This is a genomic window from Pseudovibrio sp. Alg231-02, assembly GCF_900143565.1.
Classification (GTDB): Bacteria; Pseudomonadota; Alphaproteobacteria; order Rhizobiales; family Stappiaceae; genus Pseudovibrio.
The window spans coordinates 37,545-50,569 of the sequence record NZ_FREX01000010.1 but is presented as its reverse complement, the minus strand read 5'-3'; the positions used below and the strand labels follow the sequence as shown (position 1 = coordinate 50,569).

The 13,025-nt window shown below is 53.4% G+C and carries 9 protein-coding genes; 2 read left to right on the top strand and 7 right to left on the bottom strand.

From position 1 onward, the window contains the following. Positions 1-358: 358 nt before the first annotated feature. A complete protein-coding gene (locus DHN43_RS21945; RefSeq protein WP_057461165.1) occupies positions 359-1,375 on the top strand; it encodes a zinc-dependent alcohol dehydrogenase in 1,017 nt (338 codons plus the stop codon). Between the two features lie 94 nt (positions 1,376-1,469). On the opposite strand, the gene DHN43_RS21940 is transcribed toward DHN43_RS21945, so the two are convergent. Next, entirely contained in the window at positions 1,470-1,934 is a 465-nt protein-coding gene (locus DHN43_RS21940; protein WP_057461164.1) for a MarR family winged helix-turn-helix transcriptional regulator, read from the bottom strand. A 163-nt stretch (positions 1,935-2,097) separates the two neighbouring features. Here DHN43_RS21940 and DHN43_RS21935 point away from each other — a divergent pair, with 163 nt between their 5' ends. Next, complete coding sequence (locus DHN43_RS21935; protein ID WP_108820053.1) at positions 2,098-2,937, top strand: SDR family NAD(P)-dependent oxidoreductase; 840 nt, start codon at positions 2,098-2,100, stop codon at positions 2,935-2,937. Positions 2,938-3,107: 170 nt separating this feature from the next. Here the strand turns inward: DHN43_RS21935 and wecB are convergent, their stop codons facing one another. The 6 genes from wecB to DHN43_RS21905 all read right to left on the bottom strand — a co-directional run bounded on the left by wecB (position 3,108) and on the right by DHN43_RS21905 (position 13,024). Beyond that, positions 3,108-4,253 (bottom strand): non-hydrolyzing UDP-N-acetylglucosamine 2-epimerase, encoded by a 1,146-nt coding sequence (gene wecB / locus DHN43_RS21930; protein WP_108820052.1) that lies wholly within the window; start codon positions 4,251-4,253, stop codon positions 3,108-3,110. Positions 4,254-4,277: 24 nt separating this feature from the next. Beyond that, a complete protein-coding gene (locus DHN43_RS21925; RefSeq protein WP_208995561.1) occupies positions 4,278-5,363 on the bottom strand; it encodes a DUF4434 domain-containing protein in 1,086 nt (361 codons plus the stop codon). Beyond that, a complete protein-coding gene (locus DHN43_RS21920) occupies positions 5,314-9,006 on the bottom strand; it encodes a tetratricopeptide repeat protein (RefSeq protein ID WP_108820050.1) in 3,693 nt (1,230 codons plus the stop codon). Before DHN43_RS21920 ends, DHN43_RS21925 begins: the two co-directional genes overlap by 50 nt. Further along, positions 9,003-10,472 carry a glycosyltransferase gene (locus DHN43_RS21915; RefSeq protein WP_108820049.1) on the bottom strand — a complete coding sequence of 490 codons (1,470 nt, stop codon included), beginning with the start codon at positions 10,470-10,472 and terminating at the stop codon, positions 9,003-9,005. The genes DHN43_RS21920 and DHN43_RS21915 overlap by 4 nt, the downstream gene beginning before the upstream one ends. Before the next feature lie 174 nt (positions 10,473-10,646). Beyond that, a complete protein-coding gene (locus tag DHN43_RS21910; RefSeq protein WP_108820048.1) occupies positions 10,647-11,786 on the bottom strand; it encodes a CaiB/BaiF CoA transferase family protein in 1,140 nt (379 codons plus the stop codon). Positions 11,787-12,211: 425 nt separating this feature from the next. Next, positions 12,212-13,024 carry an alpha/beta hydrolase gene (locus tag DHN43_RS21905; protein WP_108820047.1) on the bottom strand — a complete coding sequence of 271 codons (813 nt, stop codon included), beginning with the start codon at positions 13,022-13,024 and terminating at the stop codon, positions 12,212-12,214. Between the last annotated feature and the right edge of the window lies 1 nt (position 13,025).

Below are 13,025 nucleotides of genomic sequence, written 5' to 3'. Positions count from 1 at the left end.
GTGTCTGGTCTCCGCTCGACTCATGACGATGAAATGATCTCAGGTGAAATCGCCTAAAAGCTACGTAGTTAGCCTAAGTTGATGAATTTGTTTCACTTTACGGAAATGTATGTCCTTGAATACACCTGATTGTCGTCCGCGGGTTTTGTATTAAAGAACAAGCCTTTTTAACTTTGAGTGACCGGCGAGAAACGCTGTTAACCGCGCTTGCATCCTTGAAATATCATCTCTTTTATACTTGGCTAGAGGTTTGTTAGGCTCGGGTTGAATGCTGGTGCTGCATACCTGCATTTGCAAAATTTAGCTTTCCCTGTATGCATCTGGGCCGCTGCGGCCCGAACAGGTCAAGGAGCCCGTCATGTCTATGATGAGAGCGGCCGTTGTGCGCGAGTTTGGTGCACCGTTGGACGTGTGTGAAGTTGAAAAGCCTACAGTAAATGATGACAGTGTTCTGGTGAAAATTGAGGCCACTGGCGTGTGCCACACCGACCTTCACGCTGTTGAAGGTGACTGGCCAGTCAAGCCGACACCAGCCTTTATTCCGGGCCATGAAGGTGTGGGCATTGTGGTTGAGAAAGGCCGGAATGTCACTTCGGTGAAAGAGGGGGATCGCGTTGGAATTCCCTGGCTTCACACTGCTTGCCGTTGCTGTCGTCACTGTGTTGATGGCTGGGAAACTTTATGCGAAAGCCAGCAAAACACGGGTTACAGCGTCAATGGCAGCTTTGCAGAATATGCTTTGGCAGACCCGAATTTCGTCGCTCATTTGCCGAAGGAACTTGAATTTGCACCAGCAGCACCAATCCTGTGCGCAGGTGTAACCGTTTACAAGGGGCTGAAGGAAACGGAGACAAAACCGGGACAAACGGTTGTGATTTCCGGTATTGGCGGTTTGGGGCATCTGGCTGTTCAGTACGCCAAGGCTATGGGCTTGCATGTGATTGCGGTTGATATTGCAGAGGACAAACTGGAGCTTGCAAGATCACTTGGCGCGGATATGACGCTCAATGCCTTCAAGTGCGATCCGGTGGCTGAAGTGCAAGCTGGCGGCGGTGCTGAGGGCGTGTTGGTGACGGCAGTGGCTGGCAAGAGCTTCCAGCAAGGTGTTGGCATGCTGGCACGTGGCGGCACTATGAGCCTTGTTGGTTTGCCTCCTGAGGACTTTCCACTCAACATCTTTGATATGGTGCTCAACCGCAAAACATTACGTGGTTCCATTGTGGGTACGCGAAATGATCTGCGGGAGTCATTAGAGTTTGCTGGTGAAGGCCAGGTGGCTGCGCATTACACCACAGAGCCGCTCGACAACGTCAATGACATCTTCGATCGTATGCGTAACGGCAAGATTGATGGTCGTATTGTGATGGACTTTTAAGGCCTGAGAAGACGAATGAATGCCGCAGATGCCAAATCTGGTTCTGCGGCATTTGCTTGTCTGTCCGTACCTGGTGAGACCGTTAGAAAATCGCTCATAACAGGTCGGGATGCGCACCAAGCTTCTCCAATAGGCGGCTCATCTGGGCACATTCTTCTTCAGAATACACTTTGCTCAAAAGCGGATAGGCGACATTCGCCATGGCGCTGAGAGCGGTTGCGAGTTTGCTTTCGCCTTCCTCTGTGATGTTGATCAGGATAACCCGTTTATCCTCTTGCGAGCGATGCCGCGTGACGAGGCCTTGCTTCTCCAGCCGGCCGATGATCTTTGTTGCGCCACCTTCGGTGAACATCAGAGCACTGGAAATATCACTCATCCGCACTTCACCTCCTGATTGCTGGACGCGTCCAAGAAGCTCTTTTTCTGACAAGGTCAGATCACACGCCTCAGTCACTGCCGTTTGTAGCTTCTGTCGAAGGCGAGCGGCTTGCTGCAACAGCAGATGCGCTGTCTGAATGGTTGCCTTTTGGGATTCTGGGGCGAAATCAAACTGAGTCATCACGTATCCGAGGTGTTATAGATAATACTTGACTGGATTAGTAATCCAGTCAAGTATTATGGTCAATCAATCTTGACCGACTGTAAACAAGGATAAAAAAGTGTCCATAGACCTCACCCCATATAGACCCTCCAAAACCAGTGTTTTCCGCCTTTTACGGTGTATGTTTCGTCAGGGGGCGAGAACGCGTATGTGTCCTCCTGGACCACGACTTGACGGGAAAACTGCCCTGATAACAGGTGGATCAGCGGGTGTCGGCGAGTACGTTTCCCGCGGATTGATTGCACGAGGCGCTAAGGTTGTGTCTCTGTCCCGCGGCATCTCTCAGGGGAAGAGAGGGGGCTGTGACCTCCAGCAAGTTAAGTGTGATCTATCATGCTTGCAGTCTGTGGCGGATGCAGTTGGTAAGGTGGGGGACCAGAAAATTGATATATTGATCTGCAACTCGGGTGTTATATTGCATGATCACAAAATGGCCTCGGACGATATTGAAATGACCTTTGCAGTCAATGTCTTAGGTCATCATCTGCTGTATCGGCTTCTGATGGAGCAAGGCAAGTTTGCGGAGGATGCACGCATTGTGATGACATCGGGAGACGCCTATATCATGGCCCAAACCTGTGATGTGAACCCGCTAAACTACTCAAGCAACAGGGTTTATGGTGGCAGCAAACTGGGTAATTTATGGCAGATGCGGGAGCTCGCGAAACGCTATCCGGCTCTCAATAGCTATGCTGTTCATCCCGGGGTTATTTTGAGTGGTTTTGGTGGGTTTGCTGAGCAAGGCGGGCTTAGAAGCTGGTTGGCCAAAAGACTGCTGATATCGGAAGAACTCGGGGCGCAGGCTGCTCTTATTGCAGCTACGCAAGATGTTCCCAGCGGAATTTATTGGCACAACGTCTGGGGCCTTATGGATTTGCCTGATGGAGATGCCAGTATGGATTATCAAAAATCAACGGCTCTTTGGGATCAACTAGAACAGCTTACTGAAGCTTACTTTTGATTGCCTAAAGGTCGTGTGCCATGCTTGAGAGCTGCATTCTGACAATATCGCAGACCTGAAGAGCGGACATTTTAGAGGTGCGAAGGACAAAGATACCTTCGCACGGGCCGCATATATAAAATACGCATAAGGTAGATTATGGAACTTAAATGATAAAGGCCAGAATGAAGCTAGTCTGCTGAGTTTATGTGGCTTTCTACGGCCGTCGCTATGCGCTGTGATGCATGGCCATCGCCGAACGGGTTTTGACGGTCGATCTTTGTGTGTTTGCATTTCAAGATGTGTGCGGCTTCATCTGTGATGGTTTGCTCGCATGTGCCGACGAGTTTTGCAAGACCGCTGGTCAATGCTTCTGGTCGCTCTGTGGTCTTGCGCAGGATCAACAGCGGTGTTCCGAACTCCGGTGCTTCTTCCTGTATGCCGCCGCTGTCGGTCAGGATCAGGTCTGCGTCACGTTCCAGTGCTATCAGTGCTTCATAGGACAATGGCGTGACCAGATGGATGCGCGGTATATTTTTGAGCTCGGACTCGATCATGTCTTTGACGACCGGATTTGGGTGGACTGGCAAAATGACTTGCAGGTCCTCATGGGCTTTTGTGATGCGTTTAATGGCCTGGCAGATGCGGCGCATGGGATCGCCCCAATTTTCACGTCTATGTGTGGTCACCAGCACCAATCGCTTTTGCGGCCCCAGAACATCTTTCAGTTCGTCGAGCTCGCGTGCCGGTTTGATTTTCTGTGCCAGATGACGAACGGCGTCGACCACCGTGTTTCCTGTGGTGAGGATTTTGTCGTTGCTCAGGCCTTCACGCAGCAAGTTGTCTTTGGCGATGGATGTTGGTGCGAACAGCCTATGGCACAGTTGGTCTGCCAATCGTCGGTTGGCTTCCTCGGGAAATGGATCCCGCAGCTCACCACTGCGCAATCCGGCTTCCACATGGCCGACTGGAATGGCGCTGTAAAAACTGGCCAGCGCGCCGACGAAGCCTGTTGTGGTGTCGCCGTGGACCAATGCGTATTTGGGGTGATGCACGGCAATGTATGCGTTTATGCCTTTGAGTAGTTCGCCAGCCTGATCGGCCAGCCTGTGACTGGTGCTGGATACGTCGAGCCAGTTGATCTGGTGGATATCAAATGATTCCAGAGCTTTGGATGCAATGTCGCGGTGCTGGCCTGTCATTAGAATATGGGCGTGCAAGTTTGAGCAGTTTGCGATTGCAGAGATGACCGGCGCCATTTTTATAGCTTCTGGGCGGGTGCCAATGATGCATAGCACTTTGTTCGGACCCGCTCCGATGATCTCTGGCTCTTTCATCCTATGCGCTACTGTCCTTGTGAGTTATTCGGCAGATTCCGCATTTGCCAGTGTGTTTCTGCCGCAGATATGAGCGTTTTCTGTAAGAAACTCTTTGATATCGCGGCTGTGTTTATTGTCGAATTTCAAGATATGGCTGGACAATGAGAACAAGGCCAACGGCTGTGCGGGCGAAAATCTTGCGTTCTTCAGACGGCTTTTCATGGTGCCGAGCGTGGTTGGAATTGTGCTGAAATCTGCTGTTCTCGGATCGATTTCGAAGATTTCCACCACGGGAATAACCGTATGATCTTGTGTGCTGAAGGCGGCGCTGATGGCGCGTTGCAGGTTGCGGCTGGAATAAGGTTCCATAAGCTTGGCCCCTAGCCCGTCCTGCAGCAACAGAATGTCCATGGATGATTTCGCCATGAGTTTGTTCCATTGTGTGGCCAGTTTTCGCGGAATGGTCTTCAAATCGGTGTATCCAGAGATGGCAACAGGCCCCGGGAGGATGTGGTTCAAGATTGCGCGGGTTTGTTTTGTGTACCCGGTGACGAGCTTTCTGAGCTTGCTATCCAACAGCAGATTGCCGTCAATTTCATCTGGTATATACCAGCCCGCAAATACCTCAGTGGGATGTGCGGTATAGCTGATCTGGGCCTTTATCGCGGTGGCGAGCTTTTCGGTCTCTGCTAAGCGATTGTCCAGATAGGTCTGGCCGTCCTTTTGCAGCTTCTCCATGAATGTTGGATCATACCGCAGGCCGAACCAGAGTTTGGCTCCAGCCTCATCTGCGCCCATGATTGCAGCTTCGAGCCAGAGTGGCAGCTTGATTTCATCCTGAAGATCGCTGCCCCACATGGTCCACTGCAGGATGACCTCTTCAATGCCAAGTCTTTGATGTGCAAGGAGTTCGCTGCGCCATAATCTGGGATTAGGAAAATATTCATCACCCCATGGCTGGATGAAGCTCATGCGTATAGGAATACATTCCTTAGTGCCGGAATCCTGCCGCGCATAGGCTTTAAAGATCATCATGAATGTGATGAGAGCGAGGCAGAACACCCCAAGAACGAAGAGTTTAGAAGTTTGCTTGAAGCCCGAGAAGCACTCGGCTGGTCTCACTGTCATCTGTGTTTAATACTTCGTGTCCTACACGCCCGAACACTTCCAGCTGAAGCAGGTCACCATAGGCTTCGGTGTACCACCCTCTCCACTTCAAAGATGCTCCCAGCCCTGCCTCGATCGCCACAGCGCTGGTTTGGGAGTTCCAGTTTCCGCTCCCTATGGAATACGCAAAGGGCGACAAAATCAGGTTAGGATCGAGCCTAAAAGTGTAACCAAGTCGGCCATCTCCATAGAATAGAATGGTTTTTTCCTTTTCGAAGAAACGACCACCTTCCAGATACAGGCTGATGTAGGGTTCTTTGTCGATAGGCTCACCGGAGTAAAAATCGTAGAGCGGGAGGAAGTCGTTTCCGCGTGTGAAGGACCAAAGCACCCTCCCCAGCCAGTTGTCTTCTGTGATGCTGCCGCCTTTGAAGAACCGCTCCAGACCGATTTTCAGGTTTTGCGTCATGAAAGGCTTGAAGCGCAGGCCGACGATGGTCTGGTAGGTGTCAGGGTCAGGGCGGAAGCTGTAGCGTTGGTTGAGCCACTGGGCGCGGGCAATGACTTCAAAGACGCGGCCATTCTGGTAGCCAATGACCGGAGGTCGCCATGCCACTTCCAGTGAGCCGAACGGGCTGCTGGATGGGATGCCAAGGATGGCGCCTGCAAACTCCTCCTCATCCTGCCGTGACGGGCTGGCACCATCGAAGAACAGAAAGCTGATCGGGATTTCCAGAATGCGGAGCTGGCGCTGGAAGCGCTCCAGCTTGTCCTGTTCATAGATGTCGCGCTGATGCTGGTGCAGCACATCAATCCGCTTGCGAAACAGTTCAGCGGCCTTCTTGTTTTCAAAGGCTGCCAGATAGGTATAGGCCAGATCTTCCTGCAGGTTCGCCTGATCTGGTTTTTCCTCCAGCGAGGTTTCAAAGCGGGTGACTGCCAGATCATTGTCACCCTGAGCACGGGCAAGGTATCCTCCCAAAGCGAGTGTTGCCGGGTTTTTAAGGTCGGCTGGCGGCAGGTTTTCGTATTCGGCCTCTGCTTCCTCTAGTTGATCCAGCTGGAAAAGAACCTGAACTACGGAAAAGCGAATGTCCGGTGTCGAGGCGATGGACCGTGCCTTGCGCAGGTCCACCAGAGCGCTTGCCAGTGCTTCGGGTGATTGATTGCCCTGATGGAGCGTGAGCTGGGCCCGGGCGGCGTAGTAGCCGGCCATTTGCTCTTGAGAGAGCTTGGAGACATCCAGTTTGGCAAGGAGTTGTGCTGCCTCATCATAGTCCATCTGGCGCAGGTTGAGGTAGAGCAGCGCCATACCAGCGCTCTGATCGTCATGTTCTTCAAAAGATTCCAGAAACCAGTCTTCCGCGACCTCATATTCTCCCAGCTCCTGATAGAGGAAGCCAAGCTGGCTTGCGGTGGCGAGGTTTGGGCTGAGTTCATACGCTTGCTGTAGTTCCTCTCTGGCTTTCTCTTTGTCTCCCAGCCGCAGGTAGAGGCTGGCCAGTGTCAGGTGCTTGTCTGCATTCATGGGCTGAGCCTGAAGCTCCTGTTGCGCGCATGTCAGGGCCTCAAGATTGCGGTCAAGTACGCGGTAGGCCTCGCACCTGATGGCCAAGATCGCATCGGTGTTTTTGGTCTGGTCCAGTTGTTGCAGCAACATCAGAGCTCTTTTGGGGTGATTGAGCTCCAGTGCAAGATAAGCGGCTTCCAAACGGGTTTCCGCAGTTGGGGCCAGTCGTAGTGACTGGCGGTACATTTTCACGGCTTCTTGAAGCTGCCCTTCTGTTTTCAGGAGGCGTGCCAGTGAGAGGAAAGCCATGGCAAACATGTCTTTGCTTTCCTCTGACAGGTTTGCAGTGTTGGTGTAGCTGAAAACGTAGTTAAGCCACATGCGTGCCGTGATGCCTTCTGCGGTGCTTTCCTTGAGCATGAGATATGCTGGCAGAACCAGTGTCGGGTCCGGTTGCAGCTTCCAGTCAGCGATCAGATAGTCAAGCGTGCTGGTCCAGTCTTCATTGGTTGCAGAAACGGCTGCCAGATCAAACAGAAGACGTGCATAGGCTTTCTTGTCGTTTTCATTGAAGGCGCCGTCAGCGCGGGCTCTTTGGGCTCGTGCAAGAGCATCCTGAAGAACAGCGGAAGCGATGCGGTGATGGTTGGAGAGCAGGGCGACCTGCCCTCTTTTTGCTGTGATGCGCCAGTTGGGCATCAACGTTTCAGCTTCTTTGAGAACCTGATTGGCGAGATCCAGATCCCCTGCCCGCCGCGCCAGATCTGAAAGGGTTTGCAACAACTCGACCCAGGCTTCCGGAGATTTCTGTTGGTCTGTGAACTGGGTGATAGCGCGTAGTTCCACCAGCGCGTTGATGGCTTGTGTTTCCCAGCCGTTGTTAAGAGCGAGCATGCTGAGTTGCAGGCCGTATTCCGGGCTGCGGGTAAGCTTGATCAGCAGTCGGCCTGCGGTGACCGCTCTGGCATCATCTCCTGCGCGAATGGCGATGTCTGCCAGTGCCAGATAGTAGTTGGCGGCTTCTTCCGGGCCAGAGGCTTTGGTGTCGAGGATCCTGCCATCCGCTGTCAGAAGCGCCATTTCTGCCTCTGCGCTGGAGCCTTTTTTCACCAGAGCGTAGGCCAGTTGAACGCGCGTGGACAGTCCCAGTTGATCAATGCGCCCGGGGTTGAGGAAGGTCAGCAACTCATCCAGATGACCAGAATTGAGCGCGCTGGCGGCCAGAGCTCTGGCGAATGTGCGTTGTTCCAAAGCGGAGGATTGGCGGCCCGTAAACAGTCCATTCATTTCACCGCGCAGTAGCAAGCGGTAGGCTTCTTCGTCCTTGCCTTGCGCAAGAAAGAGGAAGGCTTCGTTCAAAATTGCTGTGCGCTGAGTTCTTGGTGCGTTGTCCAGCTTGGAAAGCTCGTCCCATTCGCTACGGGCTTCTTCCAGCTGATTGAAGTTGCGCAAAAGATCCGCTCTGATGAGCCTTTGTCTTGGGGTGGCAGCGCCCAGTTCCCGCAAAATGTTCAGTGCATGGAGAGCTTCCTTGGTTTTGCCAAGCTTGATGGCTGCTTCTGCTGCGCCTGCGAGGGCTTCTTCCCGGTTGCTCGGCAGCAATTTGCCAGTCTCTATCGCCAGCCGGAAATCATCAAAGGCTTCCGCATACTCGCCCGTGAGCATTTGCAGGTGGCCGAGCGAAAGATAGCCGCGGCTGAAAGCGGGAGCTTGAGATTGGAGGATCTCTAATTGGTCGATTGCTGCGATCGGGCGATTGAGGCCGATGAGCAGCTGGATTTTTTGCCAGCGGGCCACAAGATGATCAGGGTCTTGTTTCAGCAGCTCATCCAGTTCTTTCAGCGCATCTTCACTTCGCCCCTCTGCCAGCAGGCGGTAGGCAAGGTCCAGCAAGGGATAGGAGCGGTAGCCACGCCATGTGCTTTGCAGCAGGGATTGGCTGTCCTGTCGGTCCTTCAGCAAGCTGATGTAATACTCGTCTTTTTGCTGGAGAGTGTAAGGCGCAGGGCTGACTCTCTGTGAAGGTGGTGCTGGATTTTGTGATTGTGTTGGGATGGATAAGCCAAGCGCAAACATGACGACCCACAGCAGATAGAATGCCGAGTTTCGGTTGGCATTTCCGCGTGTGTTGTGGGGCGTTTGGGGCCGGGTCATGTTTGTGCTTCCTGCTCTACAGGAATTGCAAGCTCCAGACTTTCTTCCTCCGGATAGTCATGAGCGGTCTTGTCCCAACCGATGACTTCGCCAGTGCCCAGATGCCGGATCCATGTTTTGATGGCGCGCATCATGGCGATGTAGTTGATGATGATGGATACGAAGTAGCGCAGGGTCACAGGTGCCAATGCGCGCAGGCCATAATGGTAGCCTGTCCAGATATGGCGCTGGATAAGGCGGTGGGCGAGCAGGAGCACGTTGAACCAGATTACATACCAAAATGGGCTGTCTTCTGGCAGAAGTGGCGGCAAATGGTAGGCATCCGGTGTCAGACGCTCATAGAGGCGAAGGCCCCAGTAGAAGAAAAGCGAGATGTACCCGATGATGATGGCATGGCTGAAGAACACCATCTTCCTGTCGCGCCAATAAAAATATTTATCAGCGAGCCCTCCCTTCCACCCCAGCTGTGCCCAACCCTGAAACGCGATGCCGATGGTCCAGCGGGTTTTCTGGCGTACGCTTTGCCAGAAGCCGGAGGGAAACAGCTCCTGCGTGACTGCAAAGTCCGTGTGGTCGCTTTTCTTTGCCGGGTGGACCCAGAGCAGGTGGTGGGTGAGCCCCTTCCCTGTGAGCCGCATGGCGAGGTCGTAATCTTCCGTCAAGGAGCCGATGTTGAAGACTTCCGGTATGCCGTTCTCATCTGTGCCGGAAATGGATTTGGCTGTCTCGATGGTTTTCTTGGAATAGCAGGTGCCAACGCCAGCGCCCGGAACTGTTCCGGTCAAGAATCCCCTGACGAGAACTTCCTTGGAATGGAACTCGGCAAACTCGTCCATGTAGTGGCCGGCTGTCAGGTTCCGCCGTCTACGGGGTAAGGAGAGGACAGGCAGTTGCACCACATCGGCAAGTTCAAGGCTGGCGTTGAAGACGTGCAGAGCGTTTGGGTTGAGGATGTCTTCGGCGTCCTGCATGACGATGCCGGCAAAGGAGATGTTCTGTTCCTGTTCGAACTTTTCGATTTCGGCAATGATGGTGTTGACGCAATCGGCTTTGCAGGTTGGGCCGTCATTGTTGGTGGTAACGACACGCAGATTGTCATGTTCGGCTGCCAGACGATTTGCAGCCTTCTGTGTGGCTGTGTCATTGGGATAGACGCCAATGAATATCCAATAGGATGGATAGTCCAGTCTGCGCATAATGCCTGTAACGGCGGGATAGAGGATTGAGGCTTCATCCCATGCAGGTAGCATGATGGCCAGCGGTCTGGGCGGGACGTGCCCTGTTTCTTCAAACAGGCGTTCTTCGGTTCTTCCTGCTAATGGGCCGCGATACCAGGCGACGAAGGTGTAATAGAGGGTGTCAACGAACAGGTCATCTGCGCCAGATACAGCAAAGACGTATGAGGCGACGAGAAAGAGGCCCTGCGTAACAAGAAACAGTAATACAAATGCATCTGTTACCAGCATACTCTGGTGCACTCCTTCGCAGTAACCTGATTAAAGTTACCCTAGGAGATTCGAGAGGATGTCCTCAGTCATGGGATGTGCTCAGAGGATTGGGCTGAGGCAGTTATGACGTGGGAGGGAGTGCTGAGGCCCCCTCCGTTTATAGTTTGTTTCGCATCGTTAATTGTCGCAGATTCAGGCCAAAGTTTTGCTCTTTTGCATATCAACGATATCAGCTTCAGAGAAACCAAGCTGCTGTAAAACCTGTGCAGTATCGTCTCCGGTTCTTCCTGCTGGTTCAGGTGTTTGCGGAACTGTGCGGCTGAAGCGCGGTGCGGGTGCTGCCTGGGTGACGCCGTTGAGGCGGATGCGGTTGCCGCGCTCGGTGTTGAGAGAGGCTGCATTTGCCTCCTCAATGGAGAGCACAGGGGCAACGCAAGCGTCAGTTCCCGCAAAGACGCCAGTCCAGTGGTCCAGCGTATTCGCCTTGATGGCAGTGCCGATTTGCTCTTCCAGCTGAGGCCACTCTTTCATGTTCATCTGGATCTTGGAAAGCTCTTGCGGGAGGTCCAGCCCTTTTAGCAGCAGAGCGAAGAACTGAGGCTCCAGAGAACCAACGGACAGATAGCGGCCATCTGAGGTTTCATAGCAGCGATAGAACGGTGCGCCACCGTCCAGCAGGTTCGTTTGGCGTTTGTCCTGCCAAAGCCCGCGACCCAGCAAGGAGTAGATCAGGCCCATCATGGCTGGTACGCCGTCGACCATGGCTGCATCGATCACCTGCCCTTTGCCGCTTCTGGTGCGCTCAAATAGCGCTGATAACACCCCCAGCAGCAAGAACATGGACCCGCCGCCGTAGTCTGCCGCCATGTTGAGTGGTGGGACCGGTGGGCGGCCTTCCTCGCCGATGGCGTGGAGCATGCCCGTCATGGCGAGGTAATTGAGGTCGTGGCCGGCGGAATGAGCCAGTGGCCCGTCCTGCCCCCAGCCGGTCATGCGGCCATAGATCAGGCCCGGGTTCTTGGCGAGGCATTCGTCCGGCCCAAGGCCAAGGCGCTCCATTACGCCGGGGCGGAAGCCTTCGATCAGGATGTCGGCTTTCTCAACAAGGGAGAAGAAGACTTTGACGGCCTCATCGCTCTTCATGTTCAAAGCGATGGACTTCTTGCCTCTGCGGTTGACGTCCTTGTCGATCCGCTCGCCGGTGCGGCGGTCGACGACGATGACATCGGCTCCCAGATCTGCAAGCAATTGTCCGGCCATGGGCGCTGGGCCAAGGCCTGCCATCTCCACCACCTGAAGTCCTGAAAGTGGTCCCGCTTTTTCTGCTGTCACATATGCCTCCCCAGTCAGCCAAGTCCTGCGCATACGAGCATCTTGGAAAGTGCCCGTTTCCAGAGTTGATGCCTTACAGAGCTGGCTTGTCAGATGAGTGTACCTGCAAGCCGCGCTGGGCGGATAACTCCGGTTCGCGTTGTTGGGTCAACCTTAGAGCGGCTGGTAGCTGTTCCACAACTCTCCATTTGGTGAATAGGATATCCAATAGGTTAAGATGGATGGAGAGTGCGAGGAGATTTTCAATCTGATGCGCCGGGTTGCTTCGGTTGCTGTGATGGACACTTTCGGATGAAATGAATTCATCAACGCAGTCACATAGCAACTTAAAGTAACGCATGAATCACTTAAACCACGCAAAATTACACATAGGAGCGCAAAGTTGCGTGGTTTTTATAATATCTATATATTTCAGTATGTTGTGATTATGTATTCAACATAGTTGTGAGGGGGAGACTGTTGGGCTGCTCCAGTGCCTCTACCACGGTAAAATGGTTTTTGCCCGGATCCTCATAGGCGGTGATGTGTGTTTCGAAACCGCCCCACATTGCGCAGTGGGTTGCATTTTGCCGCCGAAACTCTGCCAGCTCCTCAGCGCCAACCCAGCCTGTAAAGCGAAGATTATCAAGAGGTTCGTGCAGGACTGGACTTTCTGCCAGCGCCTCAGTCTCGTCGATATGCAGAGTATCGTTCATTGCCGTCCTGCGGATTGGCCGCAGATCGTAAACCCCGCTGATGCCGAGGATGTGCTTGATCCGACTAGTGATACTGTCTGGTATCATCCTATTTTTGCAGCCCAACCTCGCTACCAAGTGTCCACCAGCAGAATGACCGGTCAGGTGAATCGATCCTTCAACTCGTTCAGCTGCAACTTCAAGAGCTTGCTGCATCTGATTGGTAATGCTGGTTATTTTTGCGTCCGGGCAAAGGTCGTAAGAAGGTACGGCAACGGTGTACCCCATCTCGACGGCCCCCTTCGCCAAGTGGCTGAAGGCGGATTTATCGAAGGCCTTCCAGTACCCTCCATGAACGATCATGACGAGCCCTTTGGACGCCTCAGCGCCTTGCGGGAAGAACAGGTCGAGCTTCTCTCTCTCCCCGCTTCCGTAGGCTACGTCCAGTTGGTTTTTTGAGGTCTCGCGAAACGCTTTGGAGCGCTCAACCCATTGATTAAACAGCTCTTGTGCGTTTGGTACTGCACCGGAGTTATGATAGGCCGCGTCCCAATCCCGCATCATG

Coding starts and splice junctions, on each gene's coding strand:
- DHN43_RS21940 (WP_057461164.1), bottom strand. CDS start 1,934: ATGACTCAGTTTGATTTCGCCCCAGAATCCCAAAAGGCAACCATTCAG.
- wecB (WP_108820052.1), bottom strand. CDS start 4,253: ATGAAAGAGCCAGAGATCATCGGAGCGGGTCCGAACAAAGTGCTATGC.
- DHN43_RS21945 (WP_057461165.1), top strand. CDS start 359: ATGTCTATGATGAGAGCGGCCGTTGTGCGCGAGTTTGGTGCACCGTTG.
- DHN43_RS21935 (WP_108820053.1), top strand. CDS start 2,098: ATGTTTCGTCAGGGGGCGAGAACGCGTATGTGTCCTCCTGGACCACGA.
- DHN43_RS21915 (WP_108820049.1), bottom strand. CDS start 10,472: ATGCTGGTAACAGATGCATTTGTATTACTGTTTCTTGTTACGCAGGGC.
- DHN43_RS21925 (WP_208995561.1), bottom strand. CDS start 5,363: ATGACAGTGAGACCAGCCGAGTGCTTCTCGGGCTTCAAGCAAACTTCT.
- DHN43_RS21905 (WP_108820047.1), bottom strand. CDS start 13,024: ATGATGCGGGATTGGGACGCGGCCTATCATAACTCCGGTGCAGTACCA.
- DHN43_RS21920 (WP_108820050.1), bottom strand. CDS start 9,006: ATGACCCGGCCCCAAACGCCCCACAACACACGCGGAAATGCCAACCGA.